We start from the raw sequence: 23,825 nt of genomic DNA, 5'->3' as shown, positions 1-23,825 counted from the left end.
GCTCGGAGTGCGGTCGTGCCGGAGGCGCGCAGGTCAACACCTCGCGCAGTCCGCTGTGTTCACTGATTCGCTCGCTACGCTCGCTCATGCGATCTTCTCCACCGGCAGGTAGTCGAGGTCGTAGCCGAAGGCGCGCGGGCCCGCCGTCTCCAGGCCCTTCGGCGTACGCCAGAGGGGATCGCAGGGCCAGGCGAGCACGGTGACCCGCTGGCCGTACCGCAGCGCCTCAGTCTGCACCGCCGTCGCCGTCTGGGTGTCGACCACCGTGATCAGGTCGGGCACCATGGCCCGGACCCGGCCGTCCTCCAGGGCGACGAGGTTCTCGTTCTGGATCTCCAGGGTCAGCGTCCTGCCCCGGTCGTCGCCGGTGCCCTCGACCGTCGCCGTGCCGCGGGCGAAGCCGCCGGTGGTCCGGCGGTCCAGATCGGCCAGCTTGCCGGTGAGCAGCCGTACGGCGCCCAGTTCGGCGGTGAGGGCGGCGAGCGGGTCGGCGGCGCCCTCGGTCGCCCGGCCGACCGCGATCGCCCGGCTCACCGTCCCCTCGATCACCGCTCCCGCGCACTCGCGGGCGGTCAGCACGTAGTCGGCCATCAGCGCGCTCGACCCCGCCGCCACGCAGACGGCCCGGGCGATCCGCTCCGACCACAGTCCGTCGATCGGGCGGATCGTCACGACGTTGCCGGCGACGTCGGCCATGACCACGAGGTTGGCCGGGATGCCCGCCACGTACATCGAGACCATCTGGACCTCGGGGAAGGCCCGGCCCATGGCGTCGGCGTCGAGCAGCGGCAGGCCGAGCCTGGCCGCCCAGGCGACCGGCGCGACCCCGTTGCCGCCGCCGATCTCCGACGACATCACCGCGGCCGGCGGGCGGCCGAAGATCCGCTCGATCTCCTCGGCGATCCGTACGGGTTCGTCCTCACCGTGGATCATCTCGTGGCTGACGGTCGGCGCGCCGATGCCCGACAGCGGCAGCACGAGCGCGTCGGCGGGCAGATCGTCCAGGGACACGAGCGGCACCTCGCCGTGCTCGCGGATCGCGCGCCGGGCGGCGATGGCGCCGGGGCGCACGTCACCGCCGCCGCCGGTGCCGAGCACGGCACAGCCCCGGGCCAGGGCGGCGACGTCCTCCAGTGTGATGCGGGCCTGCATGCGGGGAGCCTTCACCACCGGGGGGTGCCGCCTCAATGTCACAGTGCGACATCTATCACCAGATTGTTGTCGCCCCACGACAAATCAGGAAAAACGGCTGCGTCCGCACGTCGGCCACGGCACCGAATACAAAGCCGAAGGCCCGGCCTCCGTTTCCGGAGACCGGGCCTTCGAACGTGGTAGCGGGGACAGGATTTGAACCTGCGACCTCTGGGTTATGAGCCCAGCGAGCTACCGAACTGCTCCACCCCGCGTCGTTGTGTTAACGACGTTACCCGGTTTCCGGTGAGGGTGCCAAATCGTTTCTCCGGCCCGCCGGGTCAGGCTTCCGGAGAGGCCGCGTCGACGAGGGCCTGGAGCAGGCGCCGAGGGTCCTCCGCCAGCCGGTTGCACACGTAGAGCCACCACTCGGTGCCGAAGACGACGTACTCGCGCGTGGGGTGCCCCTTCGCCGCCATGGTGTCGAGACGGTCGCGGCCAAGACCGAGCAGCGTCTCGAACTCCCACGGCACGCCGTCGTGCCCCGTCCCGCCGAGATGACGGTCGATGTGGCCGATGAGCTCCCAGTCATGCGTGGCGAACGAGCACGAATGCCCCGTGTCCGCCAGCAGTTCGGCGTACCGCAGGTAGGCGGCGGCCAGCGCGGGGTCCTCCCGCGTGTATGCCACGCTCTCCGGCTCCAGGAAGGCGCCCTTGACCAGGCGGATCCGGCCGGGCAGGTCCAGCAGCGCCCGCAGGTCGGCGTCCGTGCGGCGCAGCCGCGCCTGGACCGTGATTCCCACGTGGGTGAAGCGCTCGCACAGGCGACGGTGCACCGACAGGACGGCGTCGGTGCGTCCGGAGCCCTCCGCCGAGATCATCAGCTCGCGCGCGGCGCCCTCGGTGGCCTCGGCGACGCGGGTGGCGTTGTCGAGGGCGAGATCCTCATCAACCGCGAGGCCGATGTGGGACAGGTCCAGGGAGACCGAGCATCCCGGCGCGAGCCTCATGGCGGCGTCGACGAACGCATCGGTCTCGGCCACGGCCCGCCGCGCGTCGCGGCAGCTCTCGCCCATGTATTCGAGGTTCGCCCGGTGGCCGCTCGCGAGGACCTCCGTCACCCGCTCCAGCGCGGCCTCCAGGCTCTCCCCGGCCACGAAGCGCCGGGCCACCCTGCGGGCGAGCGGGCCGAGCACGGGATCCACCGGGACCCGCCGCTTGAGGTCCTCGTCGAGCGCGAGCCCGCGCAGGACCTGAGCCGCCGTCACGGACGTCTCGTCGGTGACGGTGAGGGTGTGGTTCATCGGTTCGCCTCGCTGCCGAAGAGGGCGGTCGCGGGTACGGCCGGCGAGCCGGCCTCGTGGGCACCACCCTTCCAGCTCCGGTCCCGTACAGGAGAGAGGCAGGAATGCCCACTAGGCTGAAGTTCCTGCCATCCTCCCGGAGGGACAAGCCCGATGCTGCGTGATGTGGCCGTCCTCGCCCTCGACGGCGGGCACGCCTTCGAGCTGGGAGTGTTCTGCGAGGTCTTCGGGATCGACCGCGGCGACGACGGCCTGCCCGGGTACGATTTCGCGGTCGTCTCCCCCACCGGGACGAGCGTGCGCACCAGGCACGGCTTCCGGGTCGAGACCCCGCACGGGCTGGAGAGGCTGGAATCGGCGGACCTCATCGGCGTCCCGGCCGCCGATCCGCGCGCCCGGCACCCGGAGGAGCTGTTCGACGCGCTCCGAGCCGCGGTACGGCGCGGCGCCCGGGTGCTCAGCATCTGCTCCGGGGCCTTCCTGCTCGGCGAGGCCGGCCTGCTGGACGGCCGCCGCTGCACCACGCACTGGCGCTACGTCGAGGAACTCGCCCGCCGCTTCCCGCGGGCCCGGGTGGAGCCGGACGTCCTGTTCGTCGACGAGGACCCGGTCATCACCGGCGCGGGCACCGCCGCCGGAATCGACACCTGCCTGCACCTGGTGCGCAAGGAGCAGGGCAGCGCCGTCGCCAACGACATCGCCCGGCGCATGGTGGCGCCGCCGTACCGGGACGGGGGCCAGACGCAGTACATCAGGCGCGCGGAACCCGAACGCGGCGCGGGGGCGCTGGCATCGCTGCTGGTGTGGCTCCAGGCCAACCTCCACAAGGACCTGACGGTGGAGGACATGGCCCGCCACGCCCACATGTCACCGCGTACCTTCGCCCGCCGCTTCCGGCAGGAGATCGGCACCACACCGCTCCAGTGGCTCACCGAGCAGCGCGTGCTGCTGGCCCAGCGGCATCTCGAGAACACCGGCGAACCGATCGCCACCATTGCCGAGCGGGCCGGGTTCGGCTCGATCGACACGCTGCGCCATCACTTCGCCCGGCGCCTGGGCACCACCCCACACGCGTACCGGCTCACCTTCCGCGGCCGGTCCGCGATCAGCGGGTGACCGCGGCGAACCGGGACGCCGGCTCGATGCCCTGCCGCCCGCTCGCGGCGACCGCCAGCGGCAGCCGGCGGGGCTCACCGCCTCCGACGGCGACCTCGCGCGCCGAGAAGAAGCGGCCGTCACGAACCACACTCCAGGCATGAAGAAACCCCCGGACCGGTGGGCCCGGGGGTTTTCGATGTCTCACGACACCTCGTGGTAGCGGGGACAGGATTTGAACCTGCGACCTCTGGGTTATGAGCCCAGCGAGCTACCGAACTGCTCCACCCCGCGTCGTTGTATCTCTATGTTACCCACCCCCACGGAGCGAACACCAAATCGTTTCCCGCGCACCTAGCCGCCCGAAGTGCCACGTCGGTTGGGGCGGGGGTGCAGGGTCAGGGGAGGGACAGCTCGTACTCGACCTGCTCGATGGGGTGGCCGTCGCCGAAGTCGTGGCCGCGGACCGCGCCCGATTCGGTGAAGCCGCTCTTCTGGTAGAAGCGGCGCGACTGCGGGGTGTCCCGGAGCGTCCAGAGGTGGACCCGTCCGAAGCCCTGCTCGCCGATTCCGCGCAGGGTCGCGGCCATCAGTGCGTTGGCGACGCCGGTTCCCCCAGCCGTCCGGATGGGCGTAGCAGCCGAAGATCTCCGCGGCCTCCGGCCGTCCCGGCGAGGCGCCGAAGTAAGTGAAGGCGAGCGGCCGGCCGTCCAGCGCGCCGAGCAGGACGGTGTCGCGATTCTGGAGGAGCACGTCACGCCATTTGCCGCGCCGGTGCCTGACCGCCTCGGCGGCGAACTCCGGGGAGAAGAACTTCGCGTAGACCGCCTGCCACGACTCCGCGTGGATCTCGCCGACCACGCTCCCGTCCTCAGGGGTGGCTTGGGTAATCGTCAACACTCCACTCACACGACGACGCTAGAGAACCCCGCGTGCTCCTGGCAACGCGAAGGCCCGGTGCCCGTTCCGGGCACCGGGCCTTCGACTCGAAGAGCGAGGCGGTCAGGGCTGCGCGAGCACGCCGCGCAGGAACGCGACGGCCTGGGCGATGGCCGCCCCGGCACCGTGGGTGCCGCGCAGGGCGTTCAGCATGACGAAGTCGTGGATGACGCCGAGATAGCGGACCGCGGTGACGGGCACACCGGCCTCGCGGAGCTTCGCCGCGTAGGCCTCGCCCTCGTCGCGCAGCACGTCCGCCTCCGCCGTGATGACGAGGGCGGGCGGCAGCCCGGCGAGCTGCTCGGTGGTGGCCCGCAGCGGAGACGCGGTGATCTCGGCCCGCTGCTCCTCGCTGGTCGTGTACTGGTCCCAGAACCACTGCATCGCGTCCCGCCGGAGAAAGTAGCCCTCGGCGAACTGGTGGTAGGAGCCCGTGTCGAAGCTCGCGTCGGTGACCGGGTAGAACAGCACCTGGCCGGCCAGGCGCACGTCGCCGCGTTCCTTCGCCGTCAGGGTGAGCGACGCGGTCATGTTGCCGCCGACCGAGTCGCCGGCGACGGCGATGCGGGCCGGGTCGAGCCCGTGCTCGGCGCCGTGCTCGACCACCCAGCGCAGGGCGGCGTAGTTCTCGTCGGTGGCGACGGGATAACGCGCCTCGGGCGAGAGGCTGTAGTTGACGAACACCACGGCGGCGCCGACGCCGAGCGCCAGTTCGCGGGCGAGGCGGTCGTGCGTGTGGTCGTTGCCGAACACCCAGCCCGCGCCGTGGATGTAGAGGACGACCGGAAGCGGCCCGGCGACGCCGGCGGGCCGGAAGATCGTCACCGCACCCAGGTTCTCCTTCTCGGTCCCGGGCACCTCGATCTCCGGGCTCTGCACCTCGTCCACCGTCTTGCGGCCGTCCACCGGCCCGAGGTCGAACAGATAGGGCGGGTTCGCGGTGGCCTCCACGAACGCCTGCGCCGCGGGTTCCAGGACGGGACTGCTCAAGGGGATACTCCTCGTTCTCACGATCGACGACCACAGCAGGAGGACAGCGCCAGCCAGGGCGTGCGTCATCCGACTCAATCTCCGGTACGCCGCATACGCTAACCGAAGTGTGCATATGTGGATAATCAGGACATATGGTCATCGAAGGCGTCGTTTACGGCGATCAGCCCCATGGGCTCCGCGAAACGCGAAGGCCCGGTGTCCGTTTCCGGACACCGGGCCTTCGACTTCGAGTAGCGGGGACAGGATTTGAACCTGCGACCTCTGGGTTATGAGCCCAGCGAGCTACCGAGCTGCTCCACCCCGCGTCGGCTCTACGAGACTATCCCGCCACGCCCCAGGAGGCAAACCGGAGCCCCGCGCCCTGACGGGCGCGGGGCTCCGGACGGGCTCAACCGCTCGGCGCCGGGGTGGGAGCGGCGGCCGTGGGACTGCCGCTCGAACTCGCACTCGCGCTCGGTGTCGCACTCCCGCTCGGGGCCGGGGTCGCCGTCGACGACGGCAACGCCGACGCCGACGCCGACTTGAGCTTGGCCAGGTCGTCCAGCGCCTTCTTGAGGGCGTTCTGCGCGTCGCCGTACGCCTTCCAGTCGGGCGTGGTGCCCGACAGCGCCTTCTGGGAGTCCTCGAACGCCCGCTCCGCCCGGTCGAGCGCGGACGAGAGCGCCGAGGAGTTGGCCGGCTGCTGATTGGCCTGGTCCGGTTGCTGTTCGGGCTGCTGTTCGGGCGTCTGCTCCGGCGGGGTGGCCACGGTGCCACCGAATACCTGCTGCAACGCCTCGCTCAGGTTGTCGCCGAAGCCGACCTTCTCGCCGAACAGCACGAGGACCTTGCGCAGGGTCGGATACTTGCCCGAGCTCTCCGCACGCGGCTGGATGTAGACCGGCTCGACGTAGAGCAGGCCGCCGCCGAACGGCAGCGTGAGCAGGTTTCCGTACAGCACGTCGGTCGCGCCGGCGGTGCCGCGCAGCAGGTTGAGCCGCTCCGAGACCGTGGGGTTCGACTCGAACAGGTTCTGCGCCTGGGGTGGTCCCTGCACCGCGGTCGTGCTCGGTAGCTGCAGGATCTCCAGTTGCGGGTTCGGCGTCGCGGCGGTCGCGTCGACCGCCATGAACGCCGCCATGTTCTGCCGCTGGTTGGGCACGAACGTGGTCGTCAGCGAGAACCGCTCGGTGTCGCTGCCCGGCATCTTCATCGTCACGTAGTACGGCGGCTGCTTGCTCTTCTGGGTCGCCGGGTCCTCCGGGACCTTCCAGAAGTCCTGCGCGCCGAAGAACGCGTTGGCGTCGGTGACGTGGTAGGAGGTCAGGATCTCCCGCTGGGCCTTGAACAGGTCGGCCGGGTAGCGCAGATGGTTGCGCAGGTCCTGGCTGATCTCCGAGGCCGGCTTGACGACGCCACCGAAGGCCTTCCGCCAGGTCTGGAGGACGGGGTCCTTCTCGTCCCAGGCGTAGAGCGTGACCGTGCCGTCGTAGGCGTCCACGGTGGCCTTCACCGAGTTGCGGATGTAGTTGACCTCGTCCCTGGGCACCTGCGGCACCCCGAGCCGGCTGCTCTGGACGTCCGTGGTCAGCGACTCCAGGCTCTTGCGCTCGGAGTAGGGATAGGAGTCGGAGGTCGTGTACGCGTCCACGATCCACACGATGCGGCCGTCCACCACCGACGGGTACGGGTCGCGGTCCAGCGTGAGGAACGGCGCGACCTGCTGGATGCGGTCCACCGGCTCACGGTTGTAGAGGATGCGCGACTCGGAGTTGATGTTGGAGTTCAGCAGCAGGTTGGTCTCGCCGTACTTCACTGCGTAGAGGAGGCGGCGGAAGAAGTTGCCGACCGAGACGCCGCCCTTGCCCTCGTAGGTGCTGTTGACCTGGCCCGTCTTGTTCTGCTGGTCGTCGCCCTGCTGTCCCTGCTGGGGATAGTCGAGCTCGATCGGCCTGGCCGACTTGGGGCCGCCGACGATCGAGTAGTCGGGCGAGTTCTCCCCGAAGTAGACGCGGGGCTCGTAGTCGCCGAGGTCGCCGACCGGCGGGATGTCCTTCTCGCTGAAGACCGGCAGGCCGCTGCTGTCCACCTTGTTGCCCGGCGCGGCGACGAACCCGAAGCCGTGCGTGTAGACGAGGTGGCTGTTGATCCAGTTGCGCTGGCCCTCCGGCGGGAGGCCGATCTCCCGGACCGCCACGACGGTGTCGCGCAGCTTGCCGTCGACCGAGTATCTGTCGATGTCGAGCTGCTCGGGGAACTGGTAGTAGCCGCGGATCTGCTGCTTCTGCTGGAAGGTCGGCGACAGCAGGCTGGGGTCGAGCAGGCGCATGCCGGGGATGGCCGACGCCTCGGTCTGCAGCACGGAGGCGTCGGTGTCGGTCTTCGCGCTGTATTCCGTCACCTTCGCCGTATCGACGCCGTACGCCTTGCGGGTCGCGTCGATGTTGCGCTGGATGTACGCCTGCTCCTTGCTCTGCTGGTTCGGCCGCACCTGGAACTGCTCGACCAGCGAGGGATAGACGGTGCCGATCAGCACGGCCGACAGGACGAGGAGCCCGAACGCCGCCCCCGGCCACATCCCACCGGGGCGGATGACGCCGGCGAAGAAGATCAGCGCGCAGATGATGGAGATTGCGGCGAGGATCCCCTTGGCCGGGAGCACGGCGTGCACGTCGGTGTAGGAGGCGCCGAAGACCTTGCCCCGGTCGGAGAAGACCAGGCTGTACCGGTCGAGGAAGTAGGCCGCGCCCTTGAGCAGGACGAACACGCCGAGCAGCACCGACAGGTGGACCCGGGCGGCCCGGGTGGCGTGCACCCCTCCGGGCGAGGAGATGCGGAAGCCGCCGTACAGGTAGTGCACGGCGGTGGCCGCGATGATCGACAGGATCACGGCGGTGAACAGGAAGTTCAGCAGCATCCGCAGGAACGGATACGTGAACATGAAGAACGAGAGGTCGAGCCCGAACTGGTCGTCCTTCTGGCCGAACGGCGTGGCGTTGGCGAACAGGAGCCAGGTCTTCCACTGCCCGGCCGTGGACGACCCGGTGAACAGGGCGAGGACGCCCATGCCGACCAGGAAGACCAGCCGCCGGTGCGGGTCGAGGGCCACCCGGTAGCGGTCGGCGCCCTGCGGCGCGCCGAACATCCCCGGGCCGAACATCGGGCGGGTGCGGTGCGCGAGCACCATGTTGCCGCCCACGATGACCAGCATCAGGGCGGCGCCCACGACGAACAGCAGCACCTGGGTGAGCAGCATCGTGGAGAACACCGAGGAGAAGTGCACCGAGTCGTACCAGAGGTAGTCGGTGTAGATCCCCGCGAAGACGAGCAGTAATACGACGATCGCCACCAGGGCGATCAGTACGGGTATCAGCAGGCGCGGCCGTCGGGGCAAGCGCACCGCCCGTCCGGCTCCGGGGCTCCGGAAGCTCAACGCTCAACCCCTTGTCTCGGATTGTCGGAAACTCAGATGGGTGTCAGATTGTCGCGGCGCAAACGGTCCGTGCTTGGAAACCTACACTGCGGGGAGCGTGCGCGCGGTAACGGATCTGATCGTTATGGCGGCGCCACGTCGCCCTCGGACGAACGCGGAACGAACGCGGGCCGGGGGCGGAAGGGGCAGGTCAGCCACCCCGCGAGCCCGCCGTACGGTCAGGCGGCGGGGCAGGCGGGCACCTCGCCCGAGTGGTCACGCAGCGCGTCGATCGCCTTGACCGCGCTTTCGAGGGTGTCGGCCCGCACCAGGCGCAGCCCCTCGGGCACGGCCTTGACGGCGTCGGCGCAGTTGTCCGCGGGGGTGAGGAACACGGTGGCGCCCGCCCGGCGCGCACCGACCATCTTCTGCTCGATCCCGCCGATGGGACCGACCTTGCCGTCGGCCCGGATCGTGCCGGTGCCGGCGATGGACATGCCGCCGGTGAGCGCCCCCGGGGTCAGCTTGTCGTAGATGCCCAGCGAGAACATCAGCCCGGCGCTGGGCCCGCCGATGTCGCCGACGCTGATGTCGACCTTGAACGGGAACCGGTAGCCGCTCGACGGCTGCATCGTGACGCCCACGATCGTCGTGCCGTCCTTGCCGGCGATGGTGGACACGGGGATCTGCGTCTCCGAGTCCCCACGCTTGACGGTGAACGTCACCTGCTCGCCTGGTTTGTGCTTGCGGACGGCTCCCGCGACGGAGTCCAGCGCGGTCGCCGGGGTGCCGTCCACCGCGGTGATCTCGTCGCCGGGCTTGAGCTTCCCGTCGGCGGGCGCCCCCTTGTTCGTCGAGACGACCTTGACCGTCCTCTCGATGGGGATCTTGAGCGCGTTCAGCGCGGCGGCGGTGGCCGACTCCTGCGAGGTGGTCATCTCCTGGGTGTTCTGCTCCTCCACCTCCTTCGGCGTGGAGGTCTTGGGGAACAGCGACTCCTCCGGCACCACCGCGACCGTGGGGTCGAGCCAGCCGCGCAGCGCGGTGACCAGGTCGAGGCGGTTGCCCGGCCCGCCCTGGTAGGCCACGGTGACCATGCTCAGCCTGCCCTGCGTCGGGTACGTCTCATGCCCCGAGATCGAGATGACCGGCTTGCCCTTGACGTCTCCGATCGTGTTCTCCGTCGGCCCGGGGCTCAGCACGACGTACGGCACCGGGACCATGGCGCCGATCACCGCGAACGCGAGCGCGAGGAAACCCGCGACCAGCAGGGTCAGAGCGCGTCGGGACATGGACGAACTCTATGCGTTCCGGACGGCTCTATTCGCAGGCACCGACCCATTCGGCGCCGCCGTCGGCGAACACCTGGTGCTTCCAGATGGGCACCTCGTGCTTGAGATCGTCGATCAGCCTGCGGCACGCGTCGAAGGCCTCGGCGCGGTGCGGGCAGGCGGCGGCCACGACCACGGCGATCTCGCCGAGCCGCAGGTCCCCCACCCGGTGGACCGCCGCCAGCGCCGTCACCTGGTGATCGGCGGCCACCTTCTCCGCGACCCTGCGCAGGTGCTCCTCCGCGGACGGGTGCGCCGAGTACGACAGGAGCGTCACCGGCCTCCCGCCGTCCTGCTCGCGCACCGTCCCGACGAAGACCGCCGTGCCTCCGGCCGCGTGGTCCTCGACGGCGCCCAGCACCTCGTCGACGGACAGGGGGGTGTCGCGGATCCCCAGCAATCGGATGACGTCCACCATCCCGAGGGTAGTACGTGATCCTCACGTGACCGGGGGCCGGGACCGGAGGACCCGCCTCGATCCGCACCGGGGTCAGGTGCGGCGCTTGCGACGGGCGGCGCGGACGATCGCGGCCGTGCCGATGACCGCCACGGTCGCGCCGGCGGCGGTGATCGTGGCCTCCTTGCCCGACAGGCGGCGTCCGACGACCGCGTGCCTGCCCTGCACCAGTTCGAGCAGTTCGCGCAGGGCCGCCTCGTTGGACCAGGCCGGCTTCCAGCCCGCCTCCCGCAGCGCCACGCCGTCGACCACCCAGGGATAGACGACGTAGTGCAGGTCGGTGGCCGCGGTCGGGGTGATGCCGAGCCGGTGCAGCCGTTGCGCGGTGCCGAACGTCACCCCCGCCGGAAGCTCGAACCGTTTCAGGCCCGAGATCTCCTCCACCTGGTCCATCTCCAGCCAGCCCTCGGAGCCGACCGCCACCACCCCGGAGACCCGGCCGAGCGCGGCGGCCTCCAGCGCCGACACCAGGTCGTCGACGTGGCAGAACTGCCATCGGGGCAGGCAGCCCTTCACCACCAGCAGCCGGGGCGCCTCGAAGTGGCGGGTGATGACGGTGTCGACGCCCGGGCCCACCAGGGCGGCGGGCCGCAGCACGGTCACCTCCAGGCCGGGATGCGACCGCAGCGACCGGCGTACGAGTGCCTCGATCTCCAGGTGGTCGCCCACCAGGCCGGTGTCGGGCTCCGCCGCGACCGGGGCGTCCTCCGGCAGCGGGACCGGGTTGTCGGCGGCGGCGCCGTACACCATCGCGCTCGTGACCAGCACGACCCGGCGCACCCGCGCCGCCGCGCAGGCCGTCAGCACGGTCTGGGCGGCCCGGATGTTGTAGCGCCGGCGCTCGCCGGCGTCGGTGTCGAGCGACTCGTCCGCGCCGAGATGCACCAGGACGTCCACGTCGGAGATCCGGTTCGCCAAGAGCGGATCACGAATGTCAAGGACTCGCCAGGTGACGTCCTGGACGTCACCGCGCTGCTCGTCGATCGCCACGACGCGGCGGAAATCCGCAGACGAGGCCACTTTCGCGAGGAACGCCCGGCCGAGACCGGAGGCGGCGCCCGTGACCGCGACGACGGGGGGACGCAGGCGTTTCGAGGTAGGCACGAGGTCCTCACTTTGCACTGATCCGCCCCACGGCGGCTAACGTGGCGGTTGTGGACTCCTCCATCCTGCACGAGGTGGCGCGGTGACTGACCTGCCAGGTCGCGAAAACGACCCCAACGACAATCCGTTCGCCATGTTCGGCAGTCCGGAGCAGATGGCCGCGGCCATGCGGCAGTTCGCCGACATGCTGTCGGCCTCGCCGGAGGCCGGGCCCGTCAACTGGGACATGGCGAAGAACATCGCACGGCACGCCGTGGTCGCCGAGGGTGATCCGAGCGTCATGGAGGGCGAGCGGCGGCAGATCGCCGAGGCCCTCAACCTGGCCGACCTGTGGCTGAACGAGGTGACCACGCTGCCCGGCGGCGTGACGGCGCCCCAGGCCTGGAGCCGGTCGGAGTGGATCGAGAAGACGGTCCCGGTGTGGAAGCAGCTGTGCGATCCGGTCGCCGCCCAGATGGTGGAGACGATGGGCGGCACGCTCGGCGCCGCCGGTCTGCCGCCGGAGGCGCAGGCCGTGGCCGGGCCGCTGATGGGCATGCTGAAGCAGATGGGCAGCATGATGGTCGGCCAGCAGATCGGCCAGGCCCTCGGCTCGCTCGCCCGGGAGGTCGTCGGCTCCTCCGACATCGGCCTGCCCCTGTCCGACACCGCGGCCCTGCTGCCCGGCGGCGTGGCCGCCTTCAGCAAGGGCCTGGAGACGCCCTCGGACGAGATCCGGCTCTACCTCGCGCTGCGCGAGGCGGCGCACCACCGGCTGTTCCAGCACGTGCCGTGGCTGCGGGCGCACCTGCTCGGCACGGTCGAGGAGTACGCCCGGGGCATCACGGTCGATGTCTCCGCGCTGGAGGAGAAGCTCCAGGGGCTGGACATCAGCAACCCGGAGCGGATCCAGGAGGTCCTGGGCGGCGGCGAGCTGCTCAAGCCCGAGGAGACCGAGCGGCAGAAGGCCGCCCTCGCCCGCCTGGAGACCGCGCTGGCGCTGGTCGAGGGATGGGTGGCCACGGTGGTGGACGCCGCCGCCGAGGGCAAGCTCCCGTCCGCCGCGGCTCTGGCCGAGACCGTACGGCGCCGCCGCGCCACGGGCGGGCCGGCCGAGCGGACCTTCGCGACGCTGGTGGGCCTGGAACTGCGGCCCAGGCGGCTGCGTGAGGCGGCCGCCCTCTGGAGGGCGCTCGGCGACGAGCGCGGCGTCGACGGCCGGGACGCCGTCTGGGGGCACCCCGACCTGATGCCCACGGCCGACGACCTCGACAACCCCGGGCCGTTCGTGAAGGGCGGCGCCGCGTTCGACCTGTCCGCTCTCGAAGAGCCGGGCGAAGCGGGGGAACCCGGTCCTGGCTCGGAGAGCGACCGATAGATACCCGCGGCGGCCGGTAGGCTGCGCCGGGTGAGCCTGAATCGCGACGCGCAGGCCGTGCTGACCGGATGGACGGCCCCCACTCCGGAAGAGGAACGGCTCCGTGTGGACTTCCTCGCGCACCTGGACGCCCACGAGGACGCGATGTGGCGCGAGTGCGTGCCGGGGCACCTGACGGCGACCACCGCCGTCCTCTCCCACGACGGCGCGCGGGTGCTGCTGACCCTGCACGCCAAGGCCGGGATGTGGCTGCCGATGGGCGGGCACTGCGAGGTGTCAGACACGACGCTCGGGGAGGCCGCCCTGCGTGAGGCCACCGAGGAGTCGGGCATCCCCGGGCTGACACTGCTGGACGGCCCGCTCGCCCTCGACCGGCACAAGGTGTGGTGCCACCCGCCGCACAGCTGGCACCTGGACGTCGAGTACGGCGCGGTCGCGCCGCCGGGGGCCGAGGCGGTGATCAGCGACGAGTCGCTCGACCTGCGCTGGTTCCCGGTGGACGAGATCCCGGAGCTGAGCGACGAGGCCACCCGGCGGCTGGTCCGCCGCTCCCTGGCCCTGCTGCGCGCCTGACCACCGTTCCGCACCGTTCGCGCACGTCAGCGTTACGCCCGCTTTCGACGGTGTTCATTAGGGTCGGGTCATGACCAAGGTGGACGTGGGCGGTGAGATCGTCGTTCCGCCCCGCCGGAGGCTGCGGGTCTCCCCTCCGCTGGCGTGGATCACGGTGACGCCGTTCGCCCTGTGGGCGGTGGCCCGGCTGGCCGGGCTCGACGCCGCCGGGGTGGGAGTCTCGATCATGACCGGCACGCCGTACGTCGCCGCCGCGTCGGTGGTGGCGGTCCTGGCCGCGCTGAGCAGCCGCCGCCGGATCGTGATCGCGACCGCGGTCGCGACGACGGCCGCGCTGGCGGCCGTGGTCCTGCCCCGGGCGGTCGGATCGGCGCCCACGGCCACCGCCACCGGGCCGACGCTGCGGATCCTCACCGCCAACCTCTTCTACGGGGTCGGCGACGCCGAGGCCGTGGTCGGCCTGGTCCGCAGGCTCGACCCGGACGTGCTCAGCACGCAGGAGCTCACGCCCCAGGCTGTCGAGGCCCTCGACGCGGCCGGTCTGGGCAGACTGCTGCCGTACCGGCATCTGGAGGACGGTCCCGGGGCGTCCGGCAGCGGCCTCTACTCGCGTCACCCGCTGACCAGGCTGCCGGACTTCGCGCCCGAGGGCAGCCATCGCATGCCGCGGGCCCGGATCGCCCTGCCCTCCGGGCCGCCCGTCGAGATCGTCGACGTGCACACCCTCTCGCCGGTCGAGCACGACGTGGCCCTGTGGGCCGCCGACCTGGCGGCGCTGCCGTCCGCCTCCCCCGGCGTCGTACGCGTGCTGGCCGGTGACTTCAACGCCAGCCTCGACCACGCGGCGCTGCGCGCGGTCCTCGCACGCGGGTACGCGGACGCGGCCGGCGCGACAGGGCACGGCCTGGCGGCCACCTGGCCCGCGAACAGGCGGTTCCCGGCGCTGATCACGATCGACCACGTGCTGTACGACCGGAGGGCGGCGGCGGTGGACGCCGGCGTCCACACCGTGCCGGAGAGCGACCACCGCGCGTTCTTCGCCGAGATCCGCCTCCCCGGACGCCTGTGACGGCGCCGGCCGTCGTGAAGGTCACATGAGCAGGGCGCGGGTGTTGTCCCAGCCTTCGAGGCCGGGGTCGAGGCGGGCCACGTCCTCCGGCTTCCGCAGGCGGTGCCAGCCGGGACCCGTGGCGACCATGCGCGGCCCCGGCGCCCGGCGGCGCATCGCCGCGACGACGTCCGGCTCGTCGAGGTCGGGCGCGGCCCAGCCGGGAACCGGCAGGCGGGCAGCGACGGCCACGGCTCCGCCGCCCTCGGCCGGGCAGACGGCGAGATTCGCCCGGCCCAGCTCGCGGAACAGCTTGCCGATCAGCAGCGGCGGCAGGTCGGGGGCGTCACCGCTGACGACGACCGCCTCGTCCGCCGTCTCCGCCCCCGCTTCGTTCAGCGCGGCCAGTGCCGCGAAGGCGCCGGTGGGCGAGCCGATCGGCAGGACCGGCGTGCCCGGCCAGGCGATCTCGGCGAGCCCCGGCACTCCGGCCGACAGGATCACCGGCCGCACGAGTTCGAGCCCGGCGACCATCTCGTAGGTGTCCTCGGCCATCGCCGTCAGGAACTCGGCCGGGTCGACGCCGGGCGGAGCCGCGCCGGCCATGCCGGGAGTGACCAGCACCGCGACCACGCGGGTCAACATTCCTCCGTCGAACCGTTGGCCGCCATCGAGAAACCCTCGAGGAACCCCCTGGCACGTTCCGCGCGAGGGTAGCGCTCGACCAGCGCCCAGAAGCGCGGTCCGTGGCTCGGCACGAGCAGATGGACGAGCTCGTGCATGATGACGTAGTCGACGACCCAGGCCGGCATGCCCCGCAGCCGCACCGAGAGCCTGATCGTGCCGTGGTCGGGCGTGCACGAACCCCACCGGTGGAGCTGGTTCTCCACCCACCGCACACTCTCCGGGACGGCCTTGCCGTCCAGGTAGCGCGCGGACAGCTCGCTCGCCCGTTCGAGGAGGTCGTCGTCGCTCGGACGTCTTCGCTGCTCCTTGGCCGCAAGCCGGTCGAGCATGCGGCGTACCCACTGCTCCTCGTCGGTCGTGCTCAGACCGGCCGGAAGCAGCACGATGGTCTTGTCGCCATCGCGGTACGCGGAAACGGTTCGCCGCCGTCGTGCGCTCCGACGAACCTCGACTGTCTCGGGGGGCACATATGAAAGGTAGCCGACAGACGCCGATTTCCACAGGGGGTGGTACACGTTCTCCCTGGTCAATCGGGCGAACGTTACCTTGCGGGCGTGGAAGTTACGGGGTTGCGGATGTTCACCAACCACGATCACCCCGGTAATTATCCACAGCCCCGGCGGTTCCGGCGCCGGGCCGCGCCCGGCTGTGCCAAGGTCTGGCGACTATGGGACAGACCATTCGACCACGCCTCAAGCCCGTGCTGCGCAGAGTGGAGCGGGACGGCGGCACGCTGCAGTTCGGCGTCCACCCGCTGCGGGCCGTCGTCCTGACCGGTGTCGAACCACCGGTCCGCCGCCTGATCGACGGGCTCGACGGCACCCGCACGCTCGGGCAGGCGGTGGCCGGCAGCGGGCTGGACGAGGCGTCCGCCCACGAGGTGGTCGCCCGGCTCACCGCGCACGGCCTCATCGAGGACGCCGCGGCCCGGCCCGGCCCGCTCGCCGACCTGCCGCCGGCCGAGCGCGACCGGCTCCGCCCCGACCTGGACAGGTTGTCGCTGACCTGCTCCGACGGCGGCGTGAGCGGCCTGGCCGCGAGACGGGCGGCCCGGGTCCGCGTGTACGGCGCCGGCCGGGTGGGCGCCCAGGTGGTCACGCTGCTCGCCGCGGCCGGGGTCGGGCACATCTGCGTGGTCGATCCCGCCGCGGCCGGGCCGGGCGACGTGGTCCCGGGCGGTCTCGGCCGGTCCGACACCGGCATGTCCCGGGAGGACGCCGCGGTGCTGGCGGCCCGGCGGATCGCCCCCGGCGTCAACGCCTGGCCCGGCCGGGCCGCCTCCCGCCTGGCGGACGGCGGCGCGCGCCCCCACCTCGTGATCCTCGCTCCGACCACCCCGCTCAGCGCCACGCTGGTCGGCGAGATCGTCGCCTCGGGTGTGCCGCACCTGCTCGCCTGCGCCTTCGAGGGGTACGGCTCGACGGGTCCGTTCGTCGTCCCGGGGCTCACGCCCTGCCTGCGGTGCCTCGACCTCGCCCGCCGCGACCGGGACCCGTCCTGGCCGGTGGTGGGCGCCCGGCTCGGGGGTTATCCCGCCGGTGAGATCGCCTGCGACGTCGCCCTCGCCTGCCTGGTCGCGGCGCAGGCGGCCGGTCAGGCGCTGGCCTACCTCGACGAGGGAAGCGTGCCGGGCGGCCTTACGGAGGTGTCGCCCGGCTGGCGCTGGCGGCACCGCCGTCTCGACGCCCACCCCGGATGCGGCTGCCTCGGCGAGGACGTCGCCGGCCTCCACGAGGGAGATCGAGCGTGACTGTGACGAATGACACACCTGACGGATTCCTCGCCCGCCGTTGGCGTCCCCGGGCCCTGGAGGGGGATACGAACAGGGAATTGTGGTCGAAAGGCCCCGCCATCGCTAAGAATGGTTGAGTGAGTGACGTTCCCCACGGTGCCGTGACCCGCTCGGCAAAGCTCGCGACGCTCCCCCTCGGGTTCGCCGGCCGTACCGCGCTCGGACTGGGCAGGCGGATCGGCGGCGCCTCCGCGGAGATCGTCGCCCAGGAGATCCAGCGCCGCACGGCCGACCAGGTCTTCAAGGTCCTCGGCGAGCTCAAGGGCGGCGCGATGAAGCTCGGCCAGGCCCTGTCGATCTTCGAGGCGGCGCTGCCGCCCGAGGTCGCCGGGCCGTACCGGGCGACGCTGACGCGGCTGCAGGACGCCGCGCCGCCACTGCCCGCCTCCGTCGTGCACCGGGTCCTGACCGAACAGCTCGGCGACGACTGGCGGGAGAACTTCCTGGAGTTCGACGACAGGCCGAGCGCCGCGGCGTCCATCGGACAGGTGCACCGCGCGGTGTGGCACGACGGCCGCGAGGTCGCCGTGAAGATCCAGTATCCCGGCGCGGGCAAGGCCCTGATCTCGGACTTCAACCAGCTCTCGCGGCTGGGCAAGTTGTTCGGCGCGCTGCTGCCGGGCCTGGACCTCAAACCGGTGCTGGCCGAGCTCAAGGAGCGGGTGGCCGAGGAGCTCGACTACTTCAAGGAGGCCGAGGCCCAGCAGGCCTTCGCCGAGGAGTTCCGCGACGACCCCGACTTCCGCGTCCCGGCGGTCATCGCCGCCAACGAGCAGGTGCTGGTCACCGAGTGGATGACCGGGACCCCGCTGTCGAAAATCATCACCGACGGCACGCAGGAGGAGCGCAACCACGCGGGCCTGCTGTTCGTCCGCTTCCTGTTCTGCTCCCCGGCCCGGGTGGGGATGCTGCACGCCGACCCGCACCCCGGGAACTTCCGGCTGATGGAGGACGGGCGGCTCGGCGTGCTCGACTTCGGCGCCGTCAACCGGATGTCCGGCGGCCATCCCGTCGCCTTCGGCCGGCTCACCCGCATCTTCAACCAGGGCGACATGGACAGCGTCGTGCGCGGGCTGCGCGCGGAGGGCTTCATCCGCCCGCACATCGAGGTGGACGTCGACGCCCTGCGGGCGTTCCTCGCGCCGTACGTCGAGCCCACCCGCGTGGAGGAGTTCAGCTTCAGCAGGGAGTGGCTGCGCGAGCAGGCGGCGAACGTCGCCGACCTTCGCCCGAACAACGTGGTCCGCCAGCTCAACCTCCCCGCGTCGTACGTGCTGATCCACCGGGTGCACGCGGCGGGCGTCGGCGTGCTCTGCCAGCTCGGCGCGACGGCCAGGTTCCGGGACGAGGTCGTCCGCTGGGTCCCCGGCTTCGCCGACGACCCCGGCGCCCCCGAGACCGCCCCCCTCGCCCTCGGCTAGCGGAGGGTCCTGGCCGAGTCGGTCACTGCGCCGGAAGAAACCCCCGGCCCTCCCTTGGCCAAGTCGGTCACTGCCCCGGAAACCCCCGGCCCTCCCTTGGCCAAGTCGGTCACTGCCCCGGAAACCCCCGGCCCTCCCTTGGCCAAGTCGGTCACTGCGCCGGAAGGAACCTCCGGTCCTCGCGAAGCCCGCTTCGCTGGGCCTTCGCCTGCGGTCCTCGCTCCCTTCCGCTCCGCTCCCTCCAGCCCCGCGAAACGTCGGCGGACAGCGACCTAGCCTGCGTGGGCGTGGCCGCCGCGACCCTCGACGGCCCGCAGGGTCTGGTTGATGACGCAGCGTTTGATGCCCCGCCTGCAGTTGCCGTTGACGGTGTTGGTGAAGACGCTGACGCTCGACACCTGCTGGATGCCGGCGAACGTGACGGCGCTGTTGGCCGCCGGAGCGTTCACGTTGCGCCGTCCGGTCGCGACCTGCCGTGCGGGGCTGCCGATGCTGGGCGAGTTCGAGGTGCCGGTGCCGCCGGTGCTCTGCGTCGCCCCGCGTCCGTGCCCACCGCCGTGATCATTGCTGTGAGCGCGGGCATGAGCGTGGCGAGCTGACCGCAGGCTCGGAGGGACCTGCGCGGCGCCGGCCGTCGGCACGGAGAGAAGCGGCAGGCTGACGACGATCAGGCCGGCGGCGATCAGGCCCCCGGCGATCGAGCCGGCGCTAGGGCCGGTACTCGGGCTAGTGATTGGGCGGGCGGGCGGGCCGGTGCTTGGGCCGGCGATCGGGGTGGTGGGCGGCTGCCATGGTCCGGTGATCGGGCCGCGGAAACGTCTTGCCCTGTCGCTCATCCGCATCCCGTCCGCCGCTCGCCCCGCCATTCGTCCGCCATCACCTGCCACCCGCCGTCGCTTCCGCCCGGTGTCGTGAAGGGCCGACCGGCTCATACCCCGCGGCCCGGAGCACCTCCCGCGGCAGGCGCTCTGCTGCGCGACCGATGACTCAATCTTTGCGACAGGCAGGGTTAGATGCCCGATATGGGCGAAGGCCCGGGCCGTTCACCCTGGCCCGGGCCTTCTCTGTTCACTCTGATCTGGTCAGTCTGGTCTGGTCACTCTTATCCGGGCGTCAGACGCGCGCCAGCGCGGACCTCAGTCTGCGGGACGCGCGCTCGACCTCCCGGCGCGCCTTCTCGACGCTCCTGACCCGGCCGGCGAGCCGCTCCTGCTCCGCCTCGCGGTGCAGGGTGCGTATTCGCTCGTCTACCAGTTCTTGATGCAGATACATGGTCGTCATGGGGGCGATGTTCATTTCGGTCGGTTTCCTTCCGGAGTGGATGCCGTGCGGTTCAGGCGGCGACAGGGGTCTTGCGCGGGCGCCCACGGGGACGCTTGCGGGGTACGACGACCCCCCGCAGGATGAGCTCCCCGCCCCAGACGCCCCACGGCTCCTCGCGCTCCAGCGCGCGGGCCAGGCAGGCCTTCTGGATCGGGCAGCCGCCGCAGAGCGCCTTGGCGAACTCCACGTCCTCGGGGGACTCGGCGAACCACAGGTCGGGCTCGGTACGGCAGGGGATTTCGGCTTCGATCAGGTCCATGACCGGGGCCGCCATCTGCGTCACCTCTTCGAGTGTTTCTGGTCTGGTGTCCTCGTTACGGGGTGTGGATTCGTGGCCGACAAACAAGAAGGCCGCGGATCCTGGTGCGGATCCGCGGCCCGGAGAGGGAGACCGGTCAGGGTATGACTGGTTCTCTCCAGGCGTGGTGCGGACCCTGGGCGGCGCCGCCGCGAGCGGCGGCGCGGATCTGCTCATCACCCATCGGCCGGTTCACATACACCGGAAGGTGGGTGGGGGTGCTGTGGCCGGTACGGCCGGCGAACGCGCCGAAGGCGGCCGAGCCCGCGACTCCGCTCACCGGAGCCAGGGCGGCGACGGCCTCGTCACGCCGCAGTTTCACCGGCGTTCCAGCCGGCGTGGCAGTCGACGCGACAACGGCGGCCGGGCGCCCGGAGACGAGCCACAGCACGCGGGACGTCGTCATGTTCCTCACTGGACTCACCTCCGATTCCTGTGCGCTCTACTGTTCGCTGTGCGTTCTCGCCGGGCAGAAGCGTCCGGCTGACTTGTCCAAGACCCTAAACCGCCGCAGCAGACCGGGCAACCTATTTTCTACCTGCGATTTTCACGACTTCGTGACACGAGGATGTGGCTCCGGAGACACCCGGATCAGGCACTCCTGGACCACGGAGACGACGAGTTCCCCCGAGGGGGTGAACATCTGCCCGCGGGCGAGCCCGCGCGCCGCACCGGACCAGGGCGACTCCTGGGCGTACAGCAGCCAGTCGTCGGCCCGGAAGGGCCGGTGGAACCACATGGCGTGGTCCAGCGACGCGCCCGACACGGCGGAGGACCCCCAGGCGAGCCCGTGCGCCAGCAGCACGGTGTCCACCAGCGTGAAGTCGCTGGCGTACGCCGCGAGCACGATGTGCAGCAGCGGGTCGTCGGGCAGGTCGGCGTCGTACCGGAACCACACGCGGTTCTCCGGGGTGACCAGGCTCGGGTCCTTGGCCGCCTCCCAGGGCAGCGCATTGACATAGCGGGCGTCGACCGGGCGCGGCTTCGACAGGAGGTCGCGCCACCCCGGCTCGTCGCCGAAGACGTCGCGCATCCGCTCCTGGAAGGTCGGCAGCGTCTCGGGGGCCGGCGCCTCCGGCATCTGAGCCGCCTGGTGGCTCACGCCCTGCTCCTCGATGTGGAACGACGCCGACATCGAGAAGATCGCCTTGCCGTGCTGGATGGCCGTGATGCGCCGGGTGGTGAACGACCGGCCGTCCCGCACCCGATCCACGTTGTAGACGATCGGCACGGCGGGGTCGCCCGGCCGGATGAAGTAGGCGTGCAGCGAGTGCACCATGCGGTCGCCCGGCACCGTGCGCCCGGCCGCCACCAGCGCCTGCGCCGCCACCTGGCCGCCGAAGACCCGCTGGAACCGCTCCTCCGGGCTGCGCCCCCGGAAGATGTCGAGCTCGATCTGCTCCAGGTCGAGCAGGTCGAGCAGCTCCTTCAGGGCCGAGTTCACGGGAGGCCTCCAGCGCGGGCGGGGGAATTACTCGTCGGTAACACTATCGTCGCCGCGGCACAGCCCCAGGACCGCGTCACCGTACCGGTCAAGTTTGACGCGCCCGATTCCCGCGATCGCGAGCAGGTCCTCCTCGGCGGTGGGCACCCGCTCCGCGATGGCCTGCAGGGTGACGTCCGTGAAGACGACGTACGCCGGGACCTTGGCCTCCTTCGCCGCCGCCGTGCGCCACGCCTTGAGCCGTTCGAGCAACGCCTCGTCGTAGTCGGCCGGGCAGGTGGCACACCGGCCCAGCTTCTGCTCGGCTGCGACGGACAGCGTCTTGCCGCAGATCCGGCAGTGCAGCGGCGCCGCCGCGGCGCGCCTGCCCCTCCCGCCGCCAGCGGGCCGCTCGGCCCGGCTCACGCTCGCCGTGCGCGGGGAGAGGCCGTCGAGGAACCGGGACGGCTTGCGGGCGCGCCGCCCGCCGGGCGACCGCGCGAGCGCCCACGACAGGTGCAGGTGCTCGCGGGCCCGGGTGACGCCGACGTAGAGCAGCCGCCGCTCCTCCTCGATCTGGTCCGGCGTCTCCGCGTAGACGATCGGGACCATGCCGTCGGTGAGCCCGACGAGGAAGACCGCGTCCCACTCCAGGCCCTTGGCCGCGTGCAGCGAGGCGAGCGTCACGCCCTCGACCGGCGGCGCGTGCTGCTCGGCCGCCCGGCGCTCCAGTTCGCCGACGAAGCGGGGCAGGTCGGCGCCCTCGGCCGCCATGTCCTCGGCGAGGTCGGCGAGGGCCTTGAGCGACTCCCACTTCTCCCTCGCCTTGCCCCCTCCGGGTGCTTCCGCGGTCAGCCCGATGCCCGAGAGGATCGCGTGCACGGCGGGCGCCAGCGGCTCGTCACCGGCCGAGCGGGCTGCGCCGCGCAGCAGCACCACGGCCTGGCGCACCTCGGGGCGCTCGAAGAACCGATCCGCCCCGCGCAGCAGGTAGGGCACGCCGGAGTCGCTGAACGCCTGCTCGTACGCCTCCGACTGGGCGTTGATCCGGAACAGCACCGCGATCTCGCGGGTCGGCACGCCGTCGGCCATCAGCTTCTTGACGGTGAGCGCGACGCCGAGGGCCTCGGCCTGCTCGTCGTCGTACTCGGTGAAGACCGGTTCGGGACCGTCCGGCCGCTGGGCGACCAGTTCCAGCCGGTGCGGCGAGCGGGCCATGACCCGGTTGGCCAGCGTGACCACCTGCGGCGTCGACCGGTAGTCGCGCACCAGCCGGATCACGGCCGCCGAGGGATGCTCGACGGCGAAGTTCGTCAGGTAGTGGGGCGTCGCGCCGGTGAACGAGTAGATCGTCTGGTTGGGGTCGCCCACCACGCACAGGTCGTCGCGCCCGCCGAGCCACGTGTCGAGGAGCAGCTTCTGCAGCGGGTTGACGTCCTGGAACTCGTCGACCACGAAGTAGCGGTACTGCTGGCGGATCTGCGCCGCGACCTCCCGGTGCTCGGTCATCACGGCCGCGGTGAGCTCCAGGATCGTCTCGAAGTCGATCAGGTTCCGCTGGCGGCGCAGGCTCTCGTACCCCTCGTACAGCCGCGCGACCTCCTCGGGGGCGATCGGCGGGGTGCGCCGCGCCTTGACGGCGGCGGCCGGGTAGTCCTCCGGGCCGACCTGGGTGACCTTCGCCCACTCGATCTCGCTGGCGACGTCGCGCAACTCGCCGCGCTCGGGGTTCCTGCGCAGCCGCCGGGCCGCCTCGATCAGCAGCGGCAGCTTCGACTCGACCACCTGCGGCGGGTCGCCGCCGATCACCCGGGGCCAGAAGTAGCTGAGCTGGCGCAGCGCCGCCGCGTGGAACGTGCGGGCCTGCACCCCCGGCGCGCCGAGCCGGCGCAGCCGCTGCTTCAGCTCGGCCGCCGCACGGGTCGTGAAGGTGACGGCGAGGACCCCCTGCGGCTCGACGACCCCCGTCTGCACGGCGTACGCGATGCGGTGGGTGATGGCGCGGGTCTTGCCGGTGCCCGCGCCCGCGAGCACGCAGACCGGTCCGCGCACCGCCTGGGCGACCTCGCGCTGCTCGGGATCCAGACCGTCGAGGACGTCCAAGGAGCGGCTCCCAACATGCGTGGCGGACGTTGTTACTGGCATCATCCTTGCAGCA

At 71.5% G+C, this 23,825-nt stretch carries 23 protein-coding genes and 3 tRNA genes; 7 read left to right on the top strand and 19 right to left on the bottom strand.

Annotation, left to right across the window (positions count from 1 at the left end; translation table 11 throughout):
* Positions 1 to 84: 84 nt before the first annotated feature.
* The 3 genes from F5972_RS29495 to F5972_RS29485 all read right to left on the bottom strand — a co-directional run bounded on the left by F5972_RS29495 (position 85) and on the right by F5972_RS29485 (position 2,435).
* Positions 85 to 1,152: a DUF917 domain-containing protein gene (locus tag F5972_RS29495; protein ID WP_150938063.1), complete on the bottom strand. Its 1,068-nt coding sequence runs from the start codon at positions 1,150 to 1,152 to the stop codon at positions 85 to 87.
* Positions 1,153 to 1,329: 177 nt separating this feature from the next.
* Positions 1,330 to 1,406 (bottom strand) — tRNA-Met (locus F5972_RS29490).
* 66 nt (positions 1,407 to 1,472) lie between these two features.
* Positions 1,473 to 2,435, bottom strand: coding sequence for a proline dehydrogenase family protein (locus F5972_RS29485; RefSeq protein ID WP_150938061.1), 963 nt, complete (start codon positions 2,433 to 2,435; stop codon positions 1,473 to 1,475).
* A gap of 153 nt (positions 2,436 to 2,588) precedes the next feature.
* Here F5972_RS29485 and F5972_RS29480 point away from each other — a divergent pair, with 153 nt between their 5' ends.
* Entirely contained in the window at positions 2,589 to 3,551 is a 963-nt protein-coding gene (locus F5972_RS29480) for a GlxA family transcriptional regulator (RefSeq protein ID WP_150938059.1), read from the top strand.
* Here the strand turns inward: F5972_RS29480 and F5972_RS37535 are convergent.
* The 9 genes from F5972_RS37535 to F5972_RS29440 all read right to left on the bottom strand — a co-directional run bounded on the left by F5972_RS37535 (position 3,541) and on the right by F5972_RS29440 (position 11,745).
* Positions 3,541 to 3,681 carry a hypothetical protein gene (locus tag F5972_RS37535; protein WP_191910366.1) on the bottom strand — a complete coding sequence of 47 codons (141 nt, stop codon included), beginning with the start codon at positions 3,679 to 3,681 and terminating at the stop codon, positions 3,541 to 3,543. The two genes, F5972_RS29480 and F5972_RS37535, sit on opposite strands and share 11 nt — an antisense overlap.
* Before the next feature lie 66 nt (positions 3,682 to 3,747).
* Positions 3,748 to 3,824: transfer RNA gene (locus F5972_RS29475), tRNA-Met, on the bottom strand.
* A 104-nt stretch (positions 3,825 to 3,928) separates the two neighbouring features.
* A complete protein-coding gene (locus F5972_RS38460) occupies positions 3,929 to 4,120 on the bottom strand; it encodes a GNAT family N-acetyltransferase (RefSeq protein WP_225312010.1) in 192 nt (63 codons plus the stop codon).
* A 412-nt stretch (positions 4,121 to 4,532) separates the two neighbouring features.
* Positions 4,533 to 5,459 carry an alpha/beta hydrolase gene (locus F5972_RS29465; RefSeq protein WP_449843639.1) on the bottom strand — a complete coding sequence of 309 codons (927 nt, stop codon included), beginning with the start codon at positions 5,457 to 5,459 and terminating at the stop codon, positions 4,533 to 4,535.
* A gap of 234 nt (positions 5,460 to 5,693) precedes the next feature.
* Positions 5,694 to 5,767, bottom strand: a tRNA-Met gene (locus F5972_RS29460).
* A gap of 83 nt (positions 5,768 to 5,850) precedes the next feature.
* The gene (locus F5972_RS29455) at positions 5,851 to 8,841 is read right to left on the bottom strand and encodes a UPF0182 family membrane protein (protein WP_225312009.1); all 2,991 of its coding nucleotides are present in this window, start codon (positions 8,839 to 8,841) and stop codon (positions 5,851 to 5,853) included.
* Between the two features lie 251 nt (positions 8,842 to 9,092).
* Positions 9,093 to 10,145 (bottom strand): YlbL family protein, encoded by a 1,053-nt coding sequence (locus F5972_RS29450; protein ID WP_150938053.1) that lies wholly within the window; start codon positions 10,143 to 10,145, stop codon positions 9,093 to 9,095.
* A gap of 28 nt (positions 10,146 to 10,173) precedes the next feature.
* Complete coding sequence (locus tag F5972_RS29445) at positions 10,174 to 10,602, bottom strand: molybdenum cofactor biosynthesis protein MoaE (protein ID WP_150938051.1); 429 nt, start codon at positions 10,600 to 10,602, stop codon at positions 10,174 to 10,176.
* A gap of 72 nt (positions 10,603 to 10,674) precedes the next feature.
* Positions 10,675 to 11,745, bottom strand: a complete 1,071-nt coding sequence (locus tag F5972_RS29440; protein ID WP_225312008.1) for an NAD-dependent epimerase/dehydratase family protein — start codon at positions 11,743 to 11,745, stop codon at positions 10,675 to 10,677.
* A gap of 82 nt (positions 11,746 to 11,827) precedes the next feature.
* Here F5972_RS29440 and F5972_RS29435 point away from each other — a divergent pair, with 82 nt between their 5' ends.
* The 3 genes from F5972_RS29435 (at position 11,828) to F5972_RS29425 (ending at position 14,744) form a co-directional block, all read left to right on the top strand.
* Positions 11,828 to 13,102 (top strand): zinc-dependent metalloprotease, encoded by a 1,275-nt coding sequence (locus F5972_RS29435; RefSeq protein WP_404803085.1) that lies wholly within the window; start codon positions 11,828 to 11,830, stop codon positions 13,100 to 13,102.
* 30 nt (positions 13,103 to 13,132) lie between these two features.
* Complete coding sequence (locus F5972_RS29430) at positions 13,133 to 13,675, top strand: NUDIX hydrolase (protein WP_150938046.1); 543 nt, start codon at positions 13,133 to 13,135, stop codon at positions 13,673 to 13,675.
* Positions 13,676 to 13,745: 70 nt separating this feature from the next.
* Positions 13,746 to 14,744: an endonuclease/exonuclease/phosphatase family protein gene (locus tag F5972_RS29425; RefSeq protein ID WP_150938044.1), complete on the top strand. Its 999-nt coding sequence runs from the start codon at positions 13,746 to 13,748 to the stop codon at positions 14,742 to 14,744.
* Between the two features lie 21 nt (positions 14,745 to 14,765).
* On the opposite strand, the gene F5972_RS29420 is transcribed toward F5972_RS29425, so the two are convergent.
* The gene (locus tag F5972_RS29420) at positions 14,766 to 15,368 is read right to left on the bottom strand and encodes a glycosyltransferase family protein (RefSeq protein ID WP_225312007.1); all 603 of its coding nucleotides are present in this window, start codon (positions 15,366 to 15,368) and stop codon (positions 14,766 to 14,768) included.
* The gene (locus F5972_RS29415; RefSeq protein ID WP_150938043.1) at positions 15,362 to 15,877 is read right to left on the bottom strand and encodes a M48 metallopeptidase family protein; all 516 of its coding nucleotides are present in this window, start codon (positions 15,875 to 15,877) and stop codon (positions 15,362 to 15,364) included. Before F5972_RS29415 ends, F5972_RS29420 begins: the two co-directional genes overlap by 7 nt.
* 200 nt (positions 15,878 to 16,077) lie before the next feature.
* On the opposite strand from F5972_RS29415, the gene F5972_RS29410 reads away from it, so the two are divergent.
* The 3 genes from F5972_RS29410 to F5972_RS29400 all read left to right on the top strand — a co-directional run bounded on the left by F5972_RS29410 (position 16,078) and on the right by F5972_RS29400 (position 19,184).
* Positions 16,078 to 17,160: a ThiF family adenylyltransferase gene (locus tag F5972_RS29410; protein ID WP_225312006.1), complete on the top strand. Its 1,083-nt coding sequence runs from the start codon at positions 16,078 to 16,080 to the stop codon at positions 17,158 to 17,160.
* Positions 17,161 to 17,279: 119 nt separating this feature from the next.
* Positions 17,280 to 18,623 carry an ABC1 kinase family protein gene (locus F5972_RS29405; RefSeq protein WP_150938041.1) on the top strand — a complete coding sequence of 448 codons (1,344 nt, stop codon included), beginning with the start codon at positions 17,280 to 17,282 and terminating at the stop codon, positions 18,621 to 18,623.
* 327 nt (positions 18,624 to 18,950) lie between these two features.
* Positions 18,951 to 19,184: a hypothetical protein gene (locus F5972_RS29400; RefSeq protein ID WP_150938039.1), complete on the top strand. Its 234-nt coding sequence runs from the start codon at positions 18,951 to 18,953 to the stop codon at positions 19,182 to 19,184.
* 552 nt (positions 19,185 to 19,736) lie between these two features.
* Here F5972_RS29400 and F5972_RS37530 read toward each other — a convergent pair.
* The 5 genes from F5972_RS37530 to F5972_RS29380 all read right to left on the bottom strand — a co-directional run bounded on the left by F5972_RS37530 (position 19,737) and on the right by F5972_RS29380 (position 23,812).
* Positions 19,737 to 19,904 carry a hypothetical protein gene (locus tag F5972_RS37530; protein ID WP_191910369.1) on the bottom strand — a complete coding sequence of 56 codons (168 nt, stop codon included), beginning with the start codon at positions 19,902 to 19,904 and terminating at the stop codon, positions 19,737 to 19,739.
* 52 nt (positions 19,905 to 19,956) lie between these two features.
* Positions 19,957 to 20,220, bottom strand: a complete 264-nt coding sequence (locus F5972_RS29395; RefSeq protein ID WP_111697892.1) for a WhiB family transcriptional regulator — start codon at positions 20,218 to 20,220, stop codon at positions 19,957 to 19,959.
* Positions 20,221 to 20,341: 121 nt separating this feature from the next.
* Positions 20,342 to 20,650 (bottom strand): hypothetical protein, encoded by a 309-nt coding sequence (locus F5972_RS29390; protein WP_150938037.1) that lies wholly within the window; start codon positions 20,648 to 20,650, stop codon positions 20,342 to 20,344.
* Positions 20,651 to 20,791: 141 nt separating this feature from the next.
* On the bottom strand, positions 20,792 to 21,688 hold the full coding sequence (locus tag F5972_RS29385) for an acyl-CoA thioesterase (RefSeq protein WP_150938035.1): 897 nt from the start codon (positions 21,686 to 21,688) through the stop codon (positions 20,792 to 20,794).
* Positions 21,689 to 21,715: 27 nt separating this feature from the next.
* Complete coding sequence (locus F5972_RS29380; protein WP_150938126.1) at positions 21,716 to 23,812, bottom strand: ATP-dependent DNA helicase UvrD2; 2,097 nt, start codon at positions 23,810 to 23,812, stop codon at positions 21,716 to 21,718.
* Positions 23,813 to 23,825: the final 13 nt, after the last annotated feature.

It is taken from the genome of Microbispora cellulosiformans, assembly GCF_008728085.1.
GTDB lineage: Bacteria > Actinomycetota > Actinomycetes > Streptosporangiales > Streptosporangiaceae > Microbispora > Microbispora amethystogenes.
Note: the sequence above shows the minus strand (reverse complement) of the source record. Positions and strands in the feature narration are given on the sequence as shown.